Raw genomic sequence first — 19483 nt, 5'->3', positions numbered from 1 at the left:
CAAGGTCCTGAAAAAGGGGCTGCAACCCAGCAGGGCGGACTTTTTGCTTAGCTATCAGAATTGCAGCAATCTATTTTTTAGAATCAGGATTCGAAAGGCCAGACCGGCCATTTCCTGCAGCTGCTGTAAAGCCCCAACCTGGGAAACCAGTTGCTCCGGGCGACCATCCCCGTAAAGGAGATTGACCACCCGACCATCAAGAATCAGCGGCACCAGCAAAACAGCCTCCGGCTTTTCGCCGCCCAGCCCCTGCAACAATTGTTCGTTGAGCCCCTCACGGTCGATGGGGCCGAGATAAAAGCTTTTACCTTCCACCACCGTCTTCAACACCGAGGGAAATCCAAGAGGGATACTTAGCTGCTCGAAAGCGGCGATTTCCTGTTGTCCGCGAACAGCTTTCCAACCAGTAATTTCGTTCTCGCGCACCAGAAAAACCGCGGCCCGTTCAAACTCCGTCCCCATGCGGCGCATGAGAATCTGCGCTACTTCCTGCCGATCACGAACTTCGCTTAACGCCTTGGACAGTTCGTTCACCCCCAGATCCAAGCCACCGTCAAGATCGTCTTCTTCGATGATTTCGGCTTCTTCCAGATCGCCCTCTTCTTCCACCTCAAAGGACAGTGACGGCGAGAAAACCTCCGTGACCTCGCATAGTTCCAGAAGCCGTTGATCGCGGGAATTCAGAGCGACCCGGTAATACTCTTGCACCGCTTTAAGCAAATGCACCTCAGGAGCGACCAACGGCTGAATGACACAGCCGGTCAGGTTGGATAATTCCTCTACGGCCTCGGTATCGGAGGGATCGGCCATAGCCAGAGACAGCCCCTGGCGATCGCCACTCAAAGGTAAAACACGATGCTTGATGGCCATCTCGGAAGGGACCAGCGCCAGGACCTCTTCGGGGATAGAGGTTAACGGCAGCGGGTCGAAGAAGGGGACACTCAAACGACGGCTGAGAAAGCGGGCCAGCTGGTCTTCTTTGACCAGGCCAATTTCCAGGAGACTGGTGCTGACCTGACCTCCGGACAACATGCAGTTGCGCAACGCTTCTTCAAAGTGCTCTGAGTTGATCAGGCCGGATTCGACCAGCAGATCCAACAGGGCAGTGCCCATTCTCTTCTCCTCTTTTTATCAGTAAGTGTTGACGCATCAGCCCATGCGCAAACGCAGAAACGATTCGAGATCCTCGCAGCGCATAAACGGATTGTGCTGCCGTTCATAAGCGATGGTCGATACCGGCTTCGGACCGTAATCATGGCCGGGGTAGACCAGGGTTTCACCAGGAAAACCCGCCAGCCGTCTCAGGCTGTGGTAAAGAGCGGCGGGATCGCTGCCCGCCAGGTCAGCCCGTCCGACCCGGGTGACGAACAGGACATCGCCGGTGATCAGGGCGCCGGGCAGATGCAGGCAGACATGACCGGGATGATGTCCGGGGGTAAAGAGTATTTCGATAGCCGTATCGCCAAGGGTCACGGTCATGCCCTCGTCTAGCAACAGATCCGCTTCGGCCACGGCCAGCGGATGAGCGGCCAAGCGCGCGCCGGTGGCGGCCAACACCTCTTCGTTGCCCGCCAGATGATCATTATGCCCGTGGGTATTGAGTACCAGCTGAAGATTAACTTTTCGTTCTTCCACTTCGGCCAGCAAAGCCTTGGCACCAAAAGAAGGATCGACGGCCAGCGCCTCACCGCTATTCGGACAGTAGATCAGGTAAGAAAAATTCTTCATCTTTCCTGCCGGAATCTGCACGACTTCCAGGCCCGTTTTTGTCACCATAAAGACTCCTCAACGGGACGCTGGCCCAGACGGTGGATCTCTCCGTCTACGATGCGAAAGACTTCTCCCGTTTCCCGCACCTGCCATTCGTCGCCTTCCTCAGGCGGCAAGGGAAACTCCCGCCGTCCCAAATAGACATCTTCGTTATCGATAAACCCCCACCACTCCAGGGCTCCGGTCTGCCAGATTTTAGTCTTCAGATGAAAAGCCAAAGCCATCAACCCCTTTCGCATGTCCAATGTCACCACCAGCCAATGGAATCCCCATCGACTAGCGGCCAACTTATGATGCATTGGCAAAAAACTTACAGGATGGCTAAGCAAAAATCTCGCTCTACAAGGCCTGGTGTTTTTCAGGGGAGAAGGGACACATCGAGTATGTCGAGGTCCCGAAAAAACGCCGTAACACCGTAGGGCTGACTTTTTGCGACGCCATCAATTTAAGAGCTGCATGATACGCCAGAGCGAGCAAAGGGTCAATTGCCGGGCATTGCCCCTTGTCGCAGACGGGGCACATCCGATATAATCCTTCGATTGAAATAACCATCCGCCATAATGAAAGGATAGCTCCTGTTATGAATTTTGCCAAGATGCACGGTGCCGGCAATGATTATGTCTATGTCAATTGTTTCGAAGAAACCATCAATGATCCCGCCTCCCTGGCCCGTCAGGTCAGCAACCGAAACTTCGGTATCGGTTCCGACGGGCTGATTCTGATCATGCCTTCCGAGGTAGCCGATGTGTGCATGCGCATGTTCAATTCCGACGGAAGCGAATCGGAAATGTGCGGCAACGGCATTCGTTGCGTCGCCAAATATGCCTACGATCACGGCCTGGTAACCAAACATGAGATCACCGCCGAAACCGGTGCCGGAATCTTAACCTTGCAACTCTTTACCAACGATGCCGGCAAGGTTGACCGGGTGCGGGTCAACATGGGCCAGCCCCGGCTGACCCGCGGTCAAATTCCCATGACCGGCAACGCCGACCAGCGGGTTGTCAATCAGGAGCTCAAGGTCCTGGATCGCACCTTCCATATTACCTGCGTCTCCATGGGCAATCCCCACTGTGTCATCTTCGTTGACAATGTCGATGAATTCCCTCTGGAGAAATACGGGCCAGTCATCGAGAACCATGAACTGTTCCCCAACCGCACCAATGTTGAATTTGTCGAGATTATCTCACCGGGCGAAGTCAAGCAGCGCACCTGGGAACGGGGCGCCGGCGAGACTCTGGCCTGCGGCACCGGCGCTTCGGCCGTAGCCGTAGCCGGGATCCTCAACGGGCGCACCGAGCGGACCATTCTCAACCACCTGCTCGGCGGCGACCTGGAACTTGAATGGACCGAGGAAGGCAGCGTCTTCATGACCGGACCGGCGGTACAGGTTTTCGAAGGGACCTTTGATCCTCAATGAATTGTCCCATGTGCCACCGCTGGGCTGAGCAACCGGATCTGCGCATTGCCGAACTGGAGCACTGCTATCTGACCCTTAACCGCGACCAGTTTTTCCCCGGGTATTGCCTGCTCTTCACCAAGCATCATGTGACCGAGCTGTTTCATCTGTCATCACAGGTGCGTCAGGGAGTGATGGAGGAGGTCAACCGGGTAGCTGCGGCTCTGTTCGAGCTCTATCAACCGACCAAGATCAACTACGAACTGCTGGGCAACATGGTGCCGCACATGCATTGGCACCTGGTCCCCCGCCACAGTGACGATCCTCTTTGGCCACGACCGATCTGGAGCGAACCTCATCAGGAAGCATCCCTGACGGAACAAGAGTATCGCCATGCCGCAGCGGCGATTCGTAGAACTATAGGATTGCCTGAAACAGGCGGGGAGAAGGCGATATGAACTGCATTTTGTTCGATCTCGACAACACCCTCTACTCCCCGGACCGGCAACTCTTCGCCCTTATGGACAAGCGCATTAACAGCTATATGCATGAAATAGTGGGCATCCCTCTGCATCAGGTCGACGAGTTGCGGCGCAGTTACTGGCAGCGCTACGGCGTTACAATGCAAGGGCTGATGCGCCACCATCAGGTCGACCCGGAAGACTACCTCCGTTACGTTCACGACATTGATGTACCCAGCCGGCTGGAACCCGATCCGTTACTACGCCAGGCCTTGCTGTCTCTGCCTCAGCGGCGAGTGGTATTTACCAACAGCTCCATTTGCCACAGCGAGCGGGTGTTGCAGGCTCTGGGCCTGAGGGATCTGTTCGAAGAGATCTACGATATTCGTATCGCCGACTATCTGCCGAAACCCTACCCGGATCCATACCGGGCCGTCCTTGAAAAATTGGGTGCAGTGGCAAGTGATTGCATTATGGTCGAAGACACCCCGGAGAACCTGCTGACCGCCAAGCAGCTCGGCATGGGCACCGTACTGGTCGGCCAGCGAGACAGAGGAGACTATGTCGATGTTCAAATCGACCACGCCGCCCAAATGCCCGAGGCTATGAATTTCTGGAGCGCCGCCTGATGCTGTTGCTTGGAGCCCACTTGTCTATCGCCGGAGGCGTCAGTCAAGCCTTTGCACGAGCCGAAGAACTTGGCTGTACGGCGATGCAGATCTTCACCAAAAATGCCAGTCAATGGCGGTCTAAACCACTGCCGGCAACGGAAATCGAGGCCTTTGCCGCCGCCTGGAAAAACAGTCAGGTCCTATCAGTCACCGCCCATGACAGCTATCTGATCAACCTGGCCGCGGCTGAAGGCGACAAAAGGAGCCGCTCCCTGGCCGCCTTCATCGACGAAATGGAGCGATGCGCGGCTCTCGGTATTCCCGGCCTGGTCATGCACCCCGGCGCTCACCTGGGGGCCGGCGAAGACACGGGTTTGCAACGCATAGCCGAAGCCCTGCGCAGCATTTTCGCCGCTGCGCCCGTCCAGGTCCGTGTGTTGCTGGAAAATACCGCCGGCCAAGGCAGTTACCTGGGACACCGCTTTGAACATCTGGCCGAGATCATGGAAAGGGTTCCCGAAGGGCGCTTCGGCGTCTGTTTCGACACCTGCCACGCTCTGGCAGCGGATTACGACCTGACTTCGGCTGAGGGTTATCAGAACACCATGGACGAATTCGAGCGCCTGATCGGCACTAAATATATCGCTGCCTTTCATCTGAACGATTCCATGAAGGAGCGGGGCTCCCGGGTTGACCGTCATGCCCAGATCGGCCAGGGGGCTGTAGCCCTGGAGACCTTTGCCGCCCTGATGACCGATGAGCGCTTCGCTGAGGTACCCAAATTACTTGAAACCGCCCCCGGCGATGACAATTGTTTTCACCGGGCCAGCCTGGCTCTGTTGCGCCAAATGGCCGAGGAGAAATCATGAGAGCGGTATTGCAGCGGGTTTCACAGGCCCGGGTGGAGGTAGCAAAGGAAACGGTAGGAGCCATTTCACAAGGCTTGCTGGTACTGCTCGGTGTCGAACAGGAAGATACTGAGAAGGACGCCGGTTTACTGGCCAAAAAGACCGCCGAACTGCGCATGTTCGAAGACGACGGGGGCAAGATGAACCTCTCTGTCAAGGACATCGGCGGCGAAGTACTGGTCGTATCCCAGTTCACCCTGGCCGCCGACTGCCGAAAAGGTCGACGGCCGGGCTTTTCCCAAGCAGCGCCGCCCGGGGAGGCCAACCGCCTTTACCAACATTATGTAACCCTGCTGCGCCAGCATGGGCTGAGTGTCGCTACCGGACAATTTCAGGCCATGATGCAGGTCAGCCTGACGAACGACGGGCCGGTCACTTTTTTACTCGATAGCAACAAGGTATTCTGATGAACGATGACTTTTCCGACCAACCGCCACTCAGCCGAAGTGCCAAAAAACGCGCGGCCAAGGCCATAGAAGAACTGGCCGCCACCCTGGCTACCATGGCCGAGGCCGATTACCGCCGCCTGCCTCTGAACGGACTGATCGCCGAGGAACTGCAACAGGCTCGCGACATTAAATCCCACGGTGCCCGTAAACGGCAGCTTAAGCACCTGGCGGGCCTACTTCGCGAAGATGATGAAAGCCGCGAGCAGATTGAAACCTTCATTGCCGACCTTGAACGGGGCCACCGACAAAACACGGCCGGATTTCATCGTCTGGAAGAATTGCGCGAAGGACTTTGCGACCCGGGCCGCTGCGCCGAGACCTTGGAAGAAATAGAGAGAACTCTGCAGAGCGTCGATACGGCTAAAATCCACAGGTTGGCCAAGTCGGTTCAAAATTCGGCCGACAAACGAGCCTTTCGGGAAATCTTTCGCCTGCTGCGGGATGCGGAATCTGGCCAGAAATAAAACTTGCCGCCCCCATCCATAACAAAAGCGGGCCTGCTGTTTCAAGCAGGCCCGCTGGATATTAATCGGTATCTTTGGGAAAATTTTTCCGGGCGTTCCACAGAGGCGCACCTGAAAGCCCGGAAGTCAACCAATACGGGCAAGGGAAAAAGAGAGAAGATTATTAAAGCCAGCTATACCTCAGCGGTGCATTCGGCCAGAAAGTCATAGCAATTATCCATGATCTCTTTATCGGCGCGGCATTTCATTGCAGCCCTTGGATGCTGATTCAGATGACCACTGATTCCGTAGATGTCATTGAATCCCCACTCGATCTCCTCGCGCAGAGGCACGAAGTATTCTTGGATGACTTTGTAGACAGGGGCGACATCGAATTTGGGATTCTTCAGAAAATTGAGTAGCAATTCCAGGTTGCAGTTACCGGCCCCGCGGCCCATTCCATTGATGGTGGCATCCAGCAGGTTTACTCCGTCGATGATGGCCTGCTGAGTATTGGCAAAGGCCAGCTGCTGGTTGTTATGGGCGTGAAATCCCAGTTCCTTGTTGGGGCAGTGCTCTTTGTACAGGTTCAGATAATCGGTCACCTGCTCTGAGTAGTAAGCTCCGTAACTGTCCACCAGATAGAGGTAATCCACCTCATCAGCCTTGCCGACTTCATCCAGAGCTTCCATAAGATCGGTACGAATAGCAGCGGATGGCGCCATGATGTTGATGGTTGTCTGGTAACCGAGATCCTTGCTGCGCCTAGCCATATCTATGGCCTTGTCGGTATCTGCAACATAGCAGGCGGTGCGAACCATATCGATAGGGCTTTGATCCGCAGCTCTCAGCGCACTGATGTCCACACGTCCAACATCAAACATCACGGCAATTAGCGGCCGGTAATCGCTCTCGTAAGAATCAATAACCATCTTGAGATCGTCATCATCGCAGAAATTCCATTTGCCGTACTTTTCCCTGGTGTATTCATCGCTGACAGCCAGCTTCTTGCCAAGCTCTATGATATCCACCCCAGAGTCGCATGCAGCGCGATATACAGCCTTCACCAGCCCATCTGAAAACTTGTAATTATTGATCAGCCCGCCGTCTCTAATGGTGCAATCCAATACTTTTAATTTTTCACGGAACATTTACAACCCCTTAAGTTTTGGCGTAAAGGCCATCAGAAAACAGATGCAGCTAAGCTGTAGGCGTTAAAGAAAAGATAGCTAGGAGCTAAAGATATTTTTTTAATTTTCGGAACTGACGCCTCATTCCTGTCGACTTCGGACTCCTGCTTCGCCAACTTCCGCGCATGGAAATTTACCACCCCTGTAATTAGGCGGTCAACGAAAAATCCTTTTGCCGGCCGCCCTGAAAAACAAGGAGAATTGTGCCCTCCGACGAAAAAAAGGCGGACCCGCTATAATTACGAGTCCGCCTTTTTATATCACTTATAGGTTTGCCTTTTACAGAGCGCCTTGCAACAGACTTTCAAGCTGGCTCTTGGGTACCGCTCCAACCACCTGATCAACCACTTCACCATTTTTAAACAGGATCAGAGTCGGGATACCACGCACACCGTATTGACCGGGAACACCGGGATTCTCATCGACGTTAACTTTGCAAACCTTTACCTTTCCATCGAAAGTCTCGGCCAATTCGTCGATAAGGGGAGCAATAGCTTTGCAGGGCGCACACCAGGAAGCCCAGAAATCCACAAGAACGGGCATGTCGGCCTTAATCACTTCGTTTTCAAAATCAGCATCGGAAAGCTGGACTACTTTATCACCGGCCATGACTTTTCTCCTTTTCATATATACGACTTAAATTTATACACTCAATACTGTTTGAACGTTATCATAGAATACCATGAGCAAAATGCAAGATTTTATTCGTCCTCGCAAAGCAACCAGAGCTTGACAGGGGGCTCGTCGGCCCCTATCATTTTCACAAATTTTTCCAAGAGGTTGCCGAATATGCTGCAGGAACGCGTCGCACTATCCCTGAGGGAACATACCCGTATTTTTGAAGAAACCTTTCTGATGCAGGCCGGTCACTTGGCCAGCTTCGCCGAAAGAGTGGTGGCCACTTTCAATCAGGGGGGGCGCCTGCTAATCATTGGCAGCGGCCCACTAGGCCCTGTAGCCGACCTGATGGCTAACCTTTTTCTGCATCGGCTTTCCCTGGAGCGTCCGCCCCTGCCAGCCCTGTCCCTGAGTCAGAATGCCACCTTCGCTTCATCTCTGGCCCGAGACAATCAGGATATCCAGTTTTTTTCCCGCCAACTGCGAGTCATGGCAGGGGAACAGGATATTGTCCTCGCCCTATGCGACCAGAGCCGCAACGAAACTCTCCTTGAAGGCTTGGCGGAGGCTGCTCAACTCGGCAGCATCACCGCGGCTACCCACGGCAAAGAAGAATTTCCCGGGGAACAACCTGACTTTCTGTTTCGCATCACCAGCGATTCGCCGCCGCGTACGGTGGAAGCTACGGTCTTTTTCGCTCATCTTCTCGGCGAACTGGTGGAAAAATCCCTGTTCGGCATATGAACAGCCACAAAACTTCTCTCATCCCTTCAGTCCGGAAGCGCTGACCATGGCAGATTATCCGCTGCACATAGAACTGGCCGGTCGACTTTGTGTGGTGGTCGGCGGCGGCACCGTCGGCCGACGCAAGATAACGGGACTACTGGCCGCCGGAGCCCGGGTAAAACTCATCGATCCGAAACCTCCCGCTTTTGATCAAGCGGATCGCATTGAGATCGTAGCCCGGCCCTACCGAGCCGATGATCTAAGCAATGCCTTTCTGGTCTTTGCCGCCACCGGCAATGGTGTACTCGACCGGGCAATCGCCACCGAGGCGCGTCGTCAGGGGGCCTTGGTCAATCTTCCCGGCGAACCCGCTGCCGGGGATTTTAGCCTGCCGGCCGTCCTGCGACGGGGAGATTTGACCGTCAGCGTCTCCACAGCAGGCCGCAGTCCGGCTCTTGCGTCCCTGTTGAAGGAACAAATAAGCCAATGGCTACCAAGCCACTGGGCAACGGTATTGGAGATCCTTGCTGCGGTTCGAGACAAACACCTGGCAGAACCGAGCCAAAGTCACTATAATAGGCAGACAATCGACACGCTGCTAAAAACCGAACTGGTCGAGCTGGTCGCAACCGGCCAAGCTGCCGCCATCGATCGCCTGCTGATAAAAACCCTGGGCGACGGCTATACCCTTAAAGAGTTGTCTATCGAACTGGCGTCCATACCTTAGTGAATATCATGAGCCACCTGCTGTTCAAAATCACCCTGCTGGGCTATCTGGCCGCCTCCTGCGGTTACCTGGTACACATTGCCAGCGGCCGCTGCTTAGCTGAAAAAGTCGGCCGTTGGCTGATTCGTGGCACCTTTGCCCTGCACTGCTCTACTCTGGTACTGCGCTTTATCGAAGCGGGCTACACCCCGGTTGCTAACCTGCACGAATCATTGTCATTTTTTGCCTGGTGCATTACCGGCATCTTTCTGCTCTTTGATCTCCGCTACGGCCTGACGGTGCTGGGTGGATTCCTTTCTCCACTGGCTCTACTATTGATGGTCATCGGCAACGCCGTTCCCCGGCAGCTGGCCCAACCCAGTCCTATGCTCGACAGCTGGTGGTTTCCGGTTCATGTCAGCCTGGCTTTTCTCGGTAACGCGATCTTTGCCTTGGCCTTCATCGCCGGAGTGATGTATCTGCTGCAGGAACGGATGCTGAAGAGCAAACGACTGTCGGCCTTCTTCTTTCGAATGCCGTCCCTCGACACCCTCGACACCCTCAACTACCGCTGCCTGACCTGGGGATTTCCCCTCATGACCATGGGTATCATCAGCGGTGCTGCCTGGGCCAACTCAACCTGGGGCAGCTACTGGCGCTGGGCCCCTAAAGAGACCTGGGCGCTGACCAGCTGGTTCATCTATGCCGCCCTGCTGCACGGTCGCCTGGCCATCGGATGGCGCGGTCGACGCGCGGCTCTGTTGGCCATCATCGGTTTCCTCTGTCTGCTTTTTACCTTTCTCGGGGTCAATCTGTTGCTGCCTGGTCCGCACAGTTTTGAAGCCCTGAGCGGCCGTTAAGGCGGTCCTGTCCCTATGCAAATCGTCGCCGTCGGCTTAAATCACAAATCAGCTCCCGTGTCCATTCGCGAGCAGATCGCCTTTGCCCCGGAACGCCAGGAAGAAGCTCTGAGTCAATTGGTCGCCACTCCGGAAATTCTCGAAGGGCTGCTATTATCGACCTGCAACCGGGTGGAGCTCTACGCCTGCAGCCACGACGGCGCGGCTGCCGCCAACCGTCTAAAAACCTTCCTTGCCGAATTTCACGGTGTTGCCGAAGCCAGTCTAACCACCCATCTCTACGAGTTTCACGCCGAGCAGGCAATTCGTCATCTGTTTCGGGTGGCCGCCAGCCTCGACTCAATGATTATCGGCGAACCGCAGATTCTCGGCCAGCTAAAGAATGCCTTCGCTGTCGCCGAAGACTGTCGCAGCGTCGGCTTGATTCTCACCCGCTTGCTGCACAAAACCTTTTCCGTGGCCAAGCGGGTACGCAGCGAGACGGCTATCGCCTGTCAGGCCGTATCCATCAGCTACTCGGCGGTAGAGTTGGCGCGAAAGATCTTCGGCTCCCTGCAGGACCGCTCGGTGATGATCATAGGCGCCGGAGAGATGTGCGAACTGGCGGCCCGCCACCTGGTCAACCACCAGACAGCCGGCCTGCTGGTCGCCAACCGCACTTTTGAGAGGGCCTTGGAACTGGCCAAACAATTCGATGGTCGGGCGGTCCCTTTCAATGACTTTTCCGACTATCTGCCTCAGGTCGACATCGTGCTGGCCTCCACCGCCGCCACCGGCTACCTGCTGACCCGCAGCCAGGTGGAAAAAGTCATTAAACAGCGCAAAAACCGGCCCATGTTCTTTATCGACATCGCCGTACCCCGCAACATAGAACCGGCAGTGAATCAGGTCGACAATGCCTACCTGTACGATATCGACGACCTGCAGAATGTCATTGACGCCAACGTCAAGGAGCGCCGCAAAGCTGCCGACAAAGCCGAAACGATTATCGACCAGGAAATCGACCGTTTTCAGCGCTGGTTGAGGGATCTGGAACTGGCGCCGACCATTCGCGATTTGCAGCAGCAACTCGAAGGCGTCCGCCAACGGGAACTGGATAAAACTTTTTCCCAATTACAAACACTCGGCCCCGAGGAACGGCAGGCCATCGATGCCTGCACCGGCGCCATTATCAAAAAAATTCTGCACCGGCCGATTACCATCCTCAAAGAGCGCCGCCACGATATGTCCGGCGAACAATATCTCGATGCCGTCCGCATGTTGTTCGGCCTGGATGGTGAAACAGTAGATAAAGAGCAAGATTAGATTCTCAAAGGACCTTGAAATATGAGTCAGCAACGATTTCGCATCGGCACCCGCGCCAGCCGCCTGGCTCTGTGGCAGGCTGAATGGGTAAAGAGCAGCCTGCAACAACTCCATCCGACACTGCAGGTGGAACTGGTAAAGATCCAGACCGAGGGCGACCGGATCCTTGATGTTCCCCTGGCCAAGATCGGCGGCAAGGGACTGTTCGTCAAGGAGATCGAAGAGGCGCTGCTCGACGGCCGCATTGATCTTGCTGTCCATTCCATGAAGGATGTGCCGACCCTTCTGCCACCGGGGTTGGAACTGCGCTGCATCACCGAACGAGCCGACCCCCGAGATTGCCTGGTGCTGGCTGCCCCCCAAAAGAATTTAGCCGACCTGCCCCAGGGGGCCCGTATCGGCACCTCCTCTCTGCGGCGCCGGGCCCAACTGCTGCACAAGCGGCCCGATCTGCGCATCAGCGACATGCGCGGCAATGTCGATACCCGACTGCGCAAAATGCGGGAAGAGGGCTTGGACGGCATCGTACTCGCCGCCGCCGGCCTTAAACGGCTTGGCTACGAGGAGCACATCGGCCTCTATCTGGAGCCGAAGGATTGCCTGCCGGCTATCGCCCAGGGTGCCCTGGGTCTCGAATGCCGCATCGACGACAAGGCGACCCATGCCCTGCTCGCCCCCTTGCACCACCCGGCCACAGCCATGGAGGTAACTGCCGAACGAGCTTTTTTAGCACGTCTGGAGGGGGGCTGCCAGGTGCCTGTGGCGGGCTACGCCCAGCTACTGGATGACCGTCTCGAGCTGACCGGTCTGGTGGCCCGTATCGACGGCAGCGAAGTCCTCAAGGACAGCCTGACTTGCCCCGCGGATGAAGCAGCAGAGGTCGGCAGAGCACTGGCCGACATCCTGCTGCGCTGCGGTGCAGATCAAATTCTGGGAGAGCTTTACGGACAGGCTGAAAGCTGAAAACACTGTTGAAAGACCGTTCTTAAGCAGGTCCAAACTAGAGGTCCTGACCTTGGAGAGAATGACCGCAAGCTGCTCAAACACGCTATTTTCTCATAGGCTCCATTCCATACGGAAGCCCGAACCAATAAGGAAACACCATTGAAACAAGGTATCGTCTATCTCATCGGCGCCGGTCCCGGCGACCCGGGCCTGATTACCGTTAAAGGACGCGACTGTCTACGCCGGGCCGAGGTAGTGGTCTACGACTATTTGGCCAACCCGGCCCTGTTGGCCGAAGCGCCGCCGGAAGCCGAGCGGATCTTCGTCGGCAAGACCCGCGGCCAGCATCACACGCCCCAACCGCAGATCAACGCATTACTGGTGGAACGAGCGCAGCGGGGCCAGGTCGTGGCTCGGCTCAAAGGCGGCGATCCTTACGTCTTCGGACGGGGCGGTGAAGAGGCCGAAGAGCTGGTAGCTGCCGGGGTGCCCTTCGAAGTGGTGCCGGGCATCAGCGCCGGTTTTGCTGCGGCGGCCTACGCCGGCATCCCCCTGACCCACCGGGAATTTACCACCAGCCTGGGGCTGGTCACCGGCCACGAAAATCCGGAAAAAAAAGTCTCCAATCTTGACTGGCAAAAGCTGGCCACCGGAGTCGGCACTCTGGTCTTTTACATGGGCATGACCAACCTGGCCCTCATTGCCGAGCAGCTTATGGCCAACGGCCGCGACCCGCAAACGCCGGTAGCGGTCATACGCTGGGGTACCACCCCCCAACAACAGACGGTCACGGCGACCCTGGGCGACGTAGTCGAAAAGGTCGCCGCGGCTGGACTCAAACCGCCGGCGGTGATCGTGATCGGCGAGGTGGTACGGCTGCGGGACAAACTGCGCTGGTTCGACCAGCGGCCCCTCTTCGGTCGCAAGGTACTGGTCACCCGCAGTCCCCAACAGGCCTATTCCCTGGCCGGACTGTTGCAAACCGCCGGGGCCGAGGCAATTTGTCTGCCGACGGTGGAAATTGCGCCGCCTTCCTCCTGGAAAGAACTCGATGCGGCCATTTCCGAATTGGCTGCAACAGACTATCTGGTCCTCACCTCGGCCAACGGCGTGTCCGCCTTTTTTGAACGCCTCAGCGCGGCGGGCCTCGACGGCCGATCCCTGCAGGGCGTAACCATCGTCGCCGTCGGCCCCAAAACCGCATCGGCTATCGCCGAGCACGGTCTGCGCGCCGACCTGATCCCACAGCGATATCAGGCCGAAGGCATCGTCGAACTCTTGCAGCAACGGAGCCTGAAGGGAAAACGCATCCTTTACCCTCGCTCGGCCAGCGCACGGGACCTGCTCTGCACTGAACTGCGTAAATCAGGGGCCGAAGTTCGGGCGCCCGTCGCTTACCGTACCAAACCGGCGGCTGATGGTGCTGCCCGGCTACAGGAACTGCTAAGCGGCGAAAAGCTTGACGCAGTGACCTTCACCTCCGCCTCTACCGTCGAGCACTGCCTGGCCCTGCTCGCCCCCCATGAGGTAGACTGTCTGGATAAGGCTGTAATCGCCGCCATCGGCCCGCTGACTGCGGCCGCCGCCAGAAAACATGGACTGACTGTTGATATTGAGCCTAACGAGGCTACCTGCGAGGCGCTGGTGGAAGCCTTGGGGAATTACTTTCAAAAGAATTGAGATCTAAAGTCGATTCTCACGCAAAGCCGCAAAATCCAAAAGCCGTAACACGAAGGCCACGAAGCACACGAAGAGCACGAAGACATATTTATAAAACCAATCCTTTATGGATTCTCTTGCCTTCGTTTTTCCCTTCGTGTACTTCGTGGTGAGAATGGATTTCGATTCTGTTTTGTTGTTTTCTGGGGTGCTTTGATTTACTTTGCGTCTTGAGCGACTGCAAGGAGCGGGCATGAGACAGATTTTTAGATTTATTTTCCCAGCATAACCGGACATCAGAAGGAGACTACGGATGTTTTTTCCCGAATATCGAGCCCGTCGCCTGCGCCGCACCCCCAACCTGCGGCGCATGGTCCGCGAAACGGCCCTGGCGGTAGATGACTTTATCTATCCCATGTTCAGCATTCACGGCGAGGATATCCGCCGGGAGATCCCGTCCATGCCCGGTATCTATCAGCAATCCATCGAAAACCTGGTGATGGAGGCCTGCGAGGTCTTTGACCTTGGAATTCCTGCTATCATGCTGTTCGGTCTGCCAGAGAAAAAAGATGCCTTGGGCAGCGACGCCTACAGCGACGACGGCATCATTCAACGCACCATCGCCGCCATTAAAGCCGAGGTACCCGAGTTGACGGTGATTACCGACGTCTGCCTGTGCGAATATACCGACCACGGCCATTGCGGGGTGATCAAGGAAGGCGATGTTGACAACGACAGCACCCTGCAACTATTGGCGGCCGAAGCCCTGTCCCATGCCCGGGCCGGTGCCGACATGGTGGCGCCAAGCGACATGATGGATGGACGAGTGGCGGCGATTCGCGAAATGCTCGACGCCAACGAATTCAGTCACATTCCGATCATGAGTTATGCCGTCAAATACGCCAGCGCCTTCTACGGTCCCTTTCGCGATGCGGCTGACTCAGCTCCCCAGTTCGGCGACCGGCACAGTTATCAGATGGATCCGGCCAACCGCCGCGAAGCCCTGCGGGAAGCGGCTCTCGACGTGCAGGAATGCACCGATTTCCTGATGGTCAAGCCGGCCATGGCCTATCTTGACATCATTCGCGACCTGAGGGATCATTTCGACTTGCCACTGGCGGCCTATAACGTCTCCGGAGAATATGCCATGCTCAAGGCTGCCGCCGAAAAAGGCTGGATCGACCATGACCGAGTAATGCTCGAACTGCTCACCGGTATGAAACGGGCCGGCGCCGACCTGATCATCACCTACCACGCCAAGGAAGCGGCCCGGCTGCTTTAGGAGACCGCCATGCCCGACAGCGCGCCCGATCGCCAGGAACTGACCCGCGCCGAAACCATCACCGCCCTGGCTCATTACTACCGGGCCGAAGCGACCCGCAGTCTGGCCTGGCGAGAACGCCTCGATCGCACCACCAACTGGGCGGTCGGCACCACAGCGGCTTTTCTCGGGTTCTCTTTCAGCCACCCGGAGATCACCCACAGCTCTTTTCTGTTCGGTCTGGCCATGATCTACGTGCTGCTGGTGGTCGAAGCGCGCCGCTTCCGCTTTTACGACGCCTACGAATACCGGGTGCGGCTGATTCACCAGAATTTCGTCCACTCCATCTTACAGGGACGCATGGACCACGGTCCCGAGGCTCCCTGGCGAAAAGAACTGGCTCAGGACCTGCTCCATCCCCGTTACAAAATCAGCCGTTTTCAGGCTCTGGGACAGCGAATCCATGCCAATTACATCTACCTGTTTGCGATTCTGCTGGCCGGTTGGTTGCTGAAGATCAAGCTGCATCCCCTGCCGGCCCGTTCCTGGCGGCAATATCTTGATCAAGCCGGCATCGGCGGCTGGCCCGGTTGGCTGACCCTTTCTCTAATGGCAATTTTTTTCGTCCATCTGCTGTTTCTGCGTCATTTCGGCCGCAAGCAGCGGGGTGGCCGAGACCTGGTCTATCCCCACGAGAGCAACGACCAAAACTCTCCCTTGACCGACCTCTGACCGGCAACCCTTTATAAAGTGATATTTAATCCATGCCCGAATTTACTCTCGATACCCTGGCCAACGGCTTGCGGTTGCTCACCGTAGAAATGCCCCACCTGCATAGCGTTGAACTGTCCTGCTCCCTCGGGGTCGGTAGCCGCCACGAAGAACCGCAGCTGGCCGGTATCTCTCACTTTCTCGAACACATGCTGTTTCGCGGCAGCCAGGATTACCCCTCCAGCCAGGATTTGGAAAGCCGCTTCGAAGCCATCGGCGGCAACATCAACGCGGCGACCGATGCCGAAACGACCTATTACCACAGCCGCCTGCATCCTGACCATGTCGGAGATGGCCTGCAACTTTTGGCCTCCATGCTGCAACGCCCCCTGCTAAGCGATATCGACACCGAGCGAAAGATCATCCTCGAAGAAGCTCAGGAAGACCTTAATCAAGAGGGCCAGGTCATTAGCCCCGATTTGCTGATGAACAGCCTGCTGTGGCCCGGATCTCCCCTAAGCCAGCCGACCATCGGCACCCTTGAGTCCATCAACGTCATCGACGCCACCGCCCTGCGCACTTATTACCAGCGCTACTATACGCCACCCAATACGGTCATCGCTCTGGCCGGGCGCATCGATCGGAATGCTGCTCTGGCCGCGGCGACCGAGGCCTTCGGCGCCTGGTCCGGCCCAGCGGTAGAGCACACCTCCCCTCCGAATATCGGCCCCACGGCGGGTCCGGCCAGCATCTGGGTGGCGGACACCGACTCCCAACTCAACCTGCAGTTGGCCTTTCGTATACCCGGTCGCCACCACAGCGACACCCCGGCCCTGCGCATGCTGCGGCGGGTCCTCTCCGGCGGTGGTACCACCCGGCTGATGCAGCGGCTGCGGGAAGGTCTCGGACTGACCTACAACGCCGAGGCGCACCTGTCCCTCTTCGACGAATGCGGCTCCTTTGCCGTCGATCTGTCCGTCACGCCGGAGAATCTGCTGCCGGCGATAGAGGAACTGCTGCGGATTTTCGAAGAATTAACCCAGGAACAGGTGGGGGATGGGGAACTGGCTCGCGTGCTGACCAACTATCTTTTCGAACTTGAATTCAGCCGCGACCACGCCGATCTGCTATCGGCCCGTTACGGCTGGGGCTTAACCACCGGCTTTTTGCGCAGCCTGGAGGATGAGCGACAAGAGAGCAGCTCCCTGCGCCCCGAACAATTGCTAAGAGCCGCTAAGACCCATTTTACCGCAGCCAACCTGCATCTGGTGGTGGTCGGTCCCTACAATAAGGAGGATCGGAAACAGGTGGAGCAGCGACTGACAGCCTATTGCAGCTGAGGCTCGCAAACCGGCCGATGGAATTATTGGCGGGCGAGGTTAGCGCCGATAGTGATGCGGCCGGTATAGCCGCCCGACTCAGCAGATACCAACTGCAGATGGTGGGTAATACAGTCCAGTTGATCTTCCCCATGGTGGGTCACATACAAGAGTTGGGTCTCGCCAGTAACGGCCAGATAATCGATCAGCTTCAGCACCATCTGCCGATTAATGTCATCCAGCCCCTGGCAGGGCTCGTCAAGGATCAACAACCTCGGCTGTTTGACCATGGCCCGGGCCAGCAGGATCATCCGCTGCTCGCCATAAGAAAGATTCCGCAGGGGCGTATCCCGGTACTGTTCCAGGTGCAGTGTCTGCAGCCACTGCAGGGCGATCTCCTGCTGCCGGGGGCTGTACTGGCCATACACTCCAATGGAATCGAAAAATCCTGAGATCACCGCCAATTTAGCCGTCACCCCGACCCGGTAATTCTGTTGAAAAGCCGTCGACAGCTGACCCAACTGCTGTTTGATTTCCCAGACGCTCTCCCCCGTGCCCCGCTGCCGCCCGAATAGACGAATATCGTTGGCGTACGCCTGGGGATGATCACCGGACACCAGACTTAGAAGAGTCGACTTGCCGGCGCCGTTGGGCCCGGAGATTTGCCAGTGCTGACCGGGTAGAACCGACCAGCTGATTTGATTCAGAACCGGTTTGCCGCCGTAGCTCACCACGACATCGTGCATCTCGATCAGCGGTACATCCGCCGGCAATAATGGAGCTGCGTGGGCCGAATCCCTCTCCGGCAGTTGAGCAGGCAAAGTGTAGTGAAAAGCATGCAGACGCCGCAGAGATTCTGAGTTGAGCAGCTCCTCTTTCGGTCCGGCAACGAGCAGCGAGCAATCCTTTACATAGGCGACATGACTGATCAGCGGCAGGATTTCGCTGAAACGGTTGAGCAGCAGTACGATGCGAATGCCCTGCCCGGCGCAATCGGCGATCAACTGTTGCAGTGCGGCGCACGAGACCCGATCCAGGCCGTCGAAGGGCTCATCCAGCACCAGCAGCTGCGGTTGGCGCAACAGGGCGCGACAGATGGTCACCTTGCGCATTTCGCCGGTGGACAAAAAGCGAATGCCCCGCTCGAGCAGGTCGACAAAATCCAACTGCCGTGCTAACTCCGCCAGGTGCATAGCGTCTTGCGGCCGATCCGCCAGCAGAAAGTCCCTGACCGGCGTGCCGTGATCGATACGATCGAGAAAATCCGAATCGTCGTGATAGCGTTCCCACTCCAGAATCTCCTCGACCGTTTCAAAAGATACGAACTCCGCCCGACCGACCGAACTCATGGTCCCGGTCAGAATCTCCAGTTCACCGCAGAGCAATCGGCCCAGAGCCGACTTGCCCGAACCGTTGGCTCCCAGTACGGCCCAATGCTCAGTTGCCCCCAAGGTCCAGTCTATTTCACCCAGCAGCACCTGTTCACTGATCCGCGCTGTTACGCGGGTAATCACAACTTCTGACATTATGCTAATCCCCATCAGGACCGCCGCAGGCCAGCCCGCTTCTATTTCTGTTCAATCGCAAGCAGCAGGCGCTTCCGTTCGATCCCCCAACGATAGCCACCCAACTCGCCGTTCAGCCGCACCACCCGATGGCAGGGGGTATATATCGCCACTGGGTTATTGGCGCAGGCACTCGCTACCGCACGGACCGCTTTGGGGCGACCGATACGCTTGGCCAACTCACTGTAGGATATTGTTTCACCGCGGGGAATACGTCGTAACTCCTGCCAGACCCGCAACTGAAAAGGTGTGCCCTTTTCATCAAGAGGAAAATCCAAAGAAGGCAGGCGGCCGGCCATACACTCTAACAGTGCTTCAACCTGAGACTTTAATTTCTGCTCGTCCCGTGTAATCAGTGCCCGTGGGAATTTCTGTTTTAACTCGCTCAGCAAATCCGCCTCGCTATCGCCAAGCATCACCGAGCAGGTTCCCTGCTCGGTAGCTGCAACCATAAACCAACCGAGAGAGTTCTCTACTGCCATATAGTCAATCTGCATGCCCTTACCTCTCTGCCCGTCAGATTCCTGACATCATGTGTGAAGGCCCCTGCCCCTCTCCTGCAGCTTTCGATTGTCAC

Annotated in this window: 22 protein-coding genes; 15 read left to right on the top strand and 7 right to left on the bottom strand. The window is 56.8% G+C overall.

Annotated elements, in window-relative coordinates; genetic code table 11:
* Window positions 1-54: 54 nt before the first annotated feature.
* Genes A7E78_RS12260 through A7E78_RS12250 form a run of 3 tightly spaced genes read right to left on the bottom strand, consistent with a single transcriptional unit; the run spans window position 55 to window position 2069 of the window.
* Complete coding sequence (locus tag A7E78_RS12260; protein WP_072284549.1) at window positions 55-1113, bottom strand: GspE/PulE/PilB domain-containing protein; 1059 nt, start codon at window positions 1111-1113, stop codon at window positions 55-57.
* Window positions 1114-1149: 36 nt separating this feature from the next.
* Window positions 1150-1776 carry an MBL fold metallo-hydrolase gene (locus A7E78_RS12255; protein WP_072284548.1) on the bottom strand — a complete coding sequence of 209 codons (627 nt, stop codon included), beginning with the start codon at window positions 1774-1776 and terminating at the stop codon, window positions 1150-1152.
* Window positions 1770-2069, bottom strand: a complete 300-nt coding sequence (locus A7E78_RS12250) for a hypothetical protein (protein ID WP_235606748.1) — start codon at window positions 2067-2069, stop codon at window positions 1770-1772. Before A7E78_RS12250 ends, A7E78_RS12255 begins: the two co-directional genes overlap by 7 nt.
* A 281-nt stretch (window positions 2070-2350) precedes the next feature.
* Here A7E78_RS12250 and dapF point away from each other — a divergent pair, with 281 nt between their 5' ends.
* Genes dapF through yjgA form a run of 6 tightly spaced genes read left to right on the top strand, consistent with a single transcriptional unit; the run spans window position 2351 to window position 6062 of the window.
* On the top strand, window positions 2351-3190 hold the full coding sequence (gene dapF, locus A7E78_RS12245) for a diaminopimelate epimerase (RefSeq protein WP_072284546.1): 840 nt from the start codon (window positions 2351-2353) through the stop codon (window positions 3188-3190).
* Window positions 3187-3627, top strand: coding sequence for an HIT family protein (locus tag A7E78_RS12240; RefSeq protein WP_072284545.1), 441 nt, complete (start codon window positions 3187-3189; stop codon window positions 3625-3627). Before dapF ends, A7E78_RS12240 begins: the two co-directional genes overlap by 4 nt.
* Window positions 3624-4259 (top strand): pyrimidine 5'-nucleotidase, encoded by a 636-nt coding sequence (locus tag A7E78_RS12235; RefSeq protein ID WP_072284544.1) that lies wholly within the window; start codon window positions 3624-3626, stop codon window positions 4257-4259. Before A7E78_RS12240 ends, A7E78_RS12235 begins: the two co-directional genes overlap by 4 nt.
* A complete protein-coding gene (locus tag A7E78_RS12230; RefSeq protein WP_072284543.1) occupies window positions 4259-5110 on the top strand; it encodes a deoxyribonuclease IV in 852 nt (283 codons plus the stop codon). Before A7E78_RS12235 ends, A7E78_RS12230 begins: the two co-directional genes overlap by 1 nt.
* On the top strand, window positions 5107-5556 hold the full coding sequence (gene dtd / locus A7E78_RS12225; RefSeq protein WP_072284542.1) for a D-aminoacyl-tRNA deacylase: 450 nt from the start codon (window positions 5107-5109) through the stop codon (window positions 5554-5556). The genes A7E78_RS12230 and dtd overlap by 4 nt, the downstream gene beginning before the upstream one ends.
* Window positions 5556-6062, top strand: a complete 507-nt coding sequence (gene yjgA / locus A7E78_RS12220) for a ribosome biogenesis factor YjgA (protein WP_072284541.1) — start codon at window positions 5556-5558, stop codon at window positions 6060-6062. The genes dtd and yjgA overlap by 1 nt, the downstream gene beginning before the upstream one ends.
* A 173-nt stretch (window positions 6063-6235) precedes the next feature.
* Here yjgA and A7E78_RS12215 read toward each other — a convergent pair whose 3' ends face one another.
* Both A7E78_RS12215 and trxA read right to left on the bottom strand, forming a co-directional pair.
* Window positions 6236-7192, bottom strand: a complete 957-nt coding sequence (locus A7E78_RS12215) for an aldolase catalytic domain-containing protein (protein WP_072284540.1) — start codon at window positions 7190-7192, stop codon at window positions 6236-6238.
* A 318-nt stretch (window positions 7193-7510) separates the two neighbouring features.
* Window positions 7511-7840 carry a thioredoxin gene (gene trxA / locus A7E78_RS12210; RefSeq protein ID WP_072284539.1) on the bottom strand — a complete coding sequence of 110 codons (330 nt, stop codon included), beginning with the start codon at window positions 7838-7840 and terminating at the stop codon, window positions 7511-7513.
* Between the two features lie 180 nt (window positions 7841-8020).
* Here trxA and A7E78_RS12205 point away from each other — a divergent pair, with 180 nt between their 5' ends.
* The 9 genes from A7E78_RS12205 to A7E78_RS12165 all read left to right on the top strand — a co-directional run bounded on the left by A7E78_RS12205 (window position 8021) and on the right by A7E78_RS12165 (window position 17362).
* Window positions 8021-8593, top strand: coding sequence for an SIS domain-containing protein (locus A7E78_RS12205; protein ID WP_072284538.1), 573 nt, complete (start codon window positions 8021-8023; stop codon window positions 8591-8593).
* 46 nt (window positions 8594-8639) lie between these two features.
* Window positions 8640-9302, top strand: a complete 663-nt coding sequence (locus A7E78_RS12200; RefSeq protein WP_072284537.1) for a precorrin-2 dehydrogenase/sirohydrochlorin ferrochelatase family protein — start codon at window positions 8640-8642, stop codon at window positions 9300-9302.
* An 8-nt stretch (window positions 9303-9310) separates the two neighbouring features.
* Window positions 9311-10141 carry a c-type cytochrome biogenesis protein CcsB gene (gene ccsB, locus A7E78_RS12195; RefSeq protein ID WP_072285155.1) on the top strand — a complete coding sequence of 277 codons (831 nt, stop codon included), beginning with the start codon at window positions 9311-9313 and terminating at the stop codon, window positions 10139-10141.
* Window positions 10142-10156: 15 nt separating this feature from the next.
* A complete protein-coding gene (hemA, locus tag A7E78_RS12190; protein WP_072284536.1) occupies window positions 10157-11446 on the top strand; it encodes a glutamyl-tRNA reductase in 1290 nt (429 codons plus the stop codon).
* A 21-nt stretch (window positions 11447-11467) separates the two neighbouring features.
* The gene (gene hemC, locus A7E78_RS12185; RefSeq protein WP_072284535.1) at window positions 11468-12409 is read left to right on the top strand and encodes a hydroxymethylbilane synthase; all 942 of its coding nucleotides are present in this window, start codon (window positions 11468-11470) and stop codon (window positions 12407-12409) included.
* Between the two features lie 141 nt (window positions 12410-12550).
* A complete protein-coding gene (gene cobA, locus A7E78_RS12180) occupies window positions 12551-14071 on the top strand; it encodes a uroporphyrinogen-III C-methyltransferase (protein ID WP_072284534.1) in 1521 nt (506 codons plus the stop codon).
* A 292-nt stretch (window positions 14072-14363) separates the two neighbouring features.
* Window positions 14364-15332 carry a porphobilinogen synthase gene (hemB, locus tag A7E78_RS12175; RefSeq protein WP_072284533.1) on the top strand — a complete coding sequence of 323 codons (969 nt, stop codon included), beginning with the start codon at window positions 14364-14366 and terminating at the stop codon, window positions 15330-15332.
* Window positions 15333-15341: 9 nt separating this feature from the next.
* Window positions 15342-16043, top strand: a complete 702-nt coding sequence (locus tag A7E78_RS12170; RefSeq protein ID WP_072284532.1) for a DUF2270 domain-containing protein — start codon at window positions 15342-15344, stop codon at window positions 16041-16043.
* 32 nt (window positions 16044-16075) lie between these two features.
* Window positions 16076-17362 carry a M16 family metallopeptidase gene (locus A7E78_RS12165; RefSeq protein WP_072284531.1) on the top strand — a complete coding sequence of 429 codons (1287 nt, stop codon included), beginning with the start codon at window positions 16076-16078 and terminating at the stop codon, window positions 17360-17362.
* Window positions 17363-17385: 23 nt separating this feature from the next.
* On the opposite strand, the gene modF is transcribed toward A7E78_RS12165, so the two are convergent.
* Both modF and A7E78_RS12155 read right to left on the bottom strand, forming a co-directional pair.
* Window positions 17386-18867 (bottom strand): molybdate ABC transporter ATP-binding protein ModF, encoded by a 1482-nt coding sequence (modF, locus tag A7E78_RS12160; protein ID WP_072284530.1) that lies wholly within the window; start codon window positions 18865-18867, stop codon window positions 17386-17388.
* A gap of 41 nt (window positions 18868-18908) precedes the next feature.
* Window positions 18909-19403, bottom strand: coding sequence for a methylated-DNA--[protein]-cysteine S-methyltransferase (locus tag A7E78_RS12155; protein WP_072284529.1), 495 nt, complete (start codon window positions 19401-19403; stop codon window positions 18909-18911).
* Between the last annotated feature and the right edge of the window lie 80 nt (window positions 19404-19483).

Source organism: Syntrophotalea acetylenivorans (assembly GCF_001887775.1).
In the GTDB taxonomy this organism is placed as follows: Bacteria; Desulfobacterota; Desulfuromonadia; order Desulfuromonadales; family Syntrophotaleaceae; genus Syntrophotalea_A; species Syntrophotalea_A acetylenivorans.
This window is presented reverse-complemented; position numbering and strand designations above follow the sequence as displayed.

Coding starts and splice junctions, on each gene's coding strand:
- A7E78_RS12260 (WP_072284549.1), bottom strand. CDS start 1,113: ATGGGCACTGCCCTGTTGGATCTGCTGGTCGAATCCGGCCTGATCAAC.
- A7E78_RS12255 (WP_072284548.1), bottom strand. CDS start 1,776: ATGGTGACAAAAACGGGCCTGGAAGTCGTGCAGATTCCGGCAGGAAAG.
- A7E78_RS12250 (WP_235606748.1), bottom strand. CDS start 2,069: ATGCATCATAAGTTGGCCGCTAGTCGATGGGGATTCCATTGGCTGGTG.
- dapF (WP_072284546.1), top strand. CDS start 2,351: ATGAATTTTGCCAAGATGCACGGTGCCGGCAATGATTATGTCTATGTC.
- A7E78_RS12240 (WP_072284545.1), top strand. CDS start 3,187: ATGAATTGTCCCATGTGCCACCGCTGGGCTGAGCAACCGGATCTGCGC.
- A7E78_RS12235 (WP_072284544.1), top strand. CDS start 3,624: ATGAACTGCATTTTGTTCGATCTCGACAACACCCTCTACTCCCCGGAC.
- A7E78_RS12230 (WP_072284543.1), top strand. CDS start 4,259: ATGCTGTTGCTTGGAGCCCACTTGTCTATCGCCGGAGGCGTCAGTCAA.
- dtd (WP_072284542.1), top strand. CDS start 5,107: ATGAGAGCGGTATTGCAGCGGGTTTCACAGGCCCGGGTGGAGGTAGCA.
- yjgA (WP_072284541.1), top strand. CDS start 5,556: ATGAACGATGACTTTTCCGACCAACCGCCACTCAGCCGAAGTGCCAAA.
- A7E78_RS12215 (WP_072284540.1), bottom strand. CDS start 7,192: ATGTTCCGTGAAAAATTAAAAGTATTGGATTGCACCATTAGAGACGGC.
- trxA (WP_072284539.1), bottom strand. CDS start 7,840: ATGGCCGGTGATAAAGTAGTCCAGCTTTCCGATGCTGATTTTGAAAAC.
- A7E78_RS12205 (WP_072284538.1), top strand. CDS start 8,021: ATGCTGCAGGAACGCGTCGCACTATCCCTGAGGGAACATACCCGTATT.
- A7E78_RS12200 (WP_072284537.1), top strand. CDS start 8,640: ATGGCAGATTATCCGCTGCACATAGAACTGGCCGGTCGACTTTGTGTG.
- ccsB (WP_072285155.1), top strand. CDS start 9,311: ATGAGCCACCTGCTGTTCAAAATCACCCTGCTGGGCTATCTGGCCGCC.
- hemA (WP_072284536.1), top strand. CDS start 10,157: ATGCAAATCGTCGCCGTCGGCTTAAATCACAAATCAGCTCCCGTGTCC.
- hemC (WP_072284535.1), top strand. CDS start 11,468: ATGAGTCAGCAACGATTTCGCATCGGCACCCGCGCCAGCCGCCTGGCT.
- hemB (WP_072284533.1), top strand. CDS start 14,364: ATGTTTTTTCCCGAATATCGAGCCCGTCGCCTGCGCCGCACCCCCAAC.
- A7E78_RS12170 (WP_072284532.1), top strand. CDS start 15,342: ATGCCCGACAGCGCGCCCGATCGCCAGGAACTGACCCGCGCCGAAACC.
- A7E78_RS12165 (WP_072284531.1), top strand. CDS start 16,076: ATGCCCGAATTTACTCTCGATACCCTGGCCAACGGCTTGCGGTTGCTC.
- modF (WP_072284530.1), bottom strand. CDS start 18,867: ATGTCAGAAGTTGTGATTACCCGCGTAACAGCGCGGATCAGTGAACAG.
- A7E78_RS12155 (WP_072284529.1), bottom strand. CDS start 19,403: ATGCAGATTGACTATATGGCAGTAGAGAACTCTCTCGGTTGGTTTATG.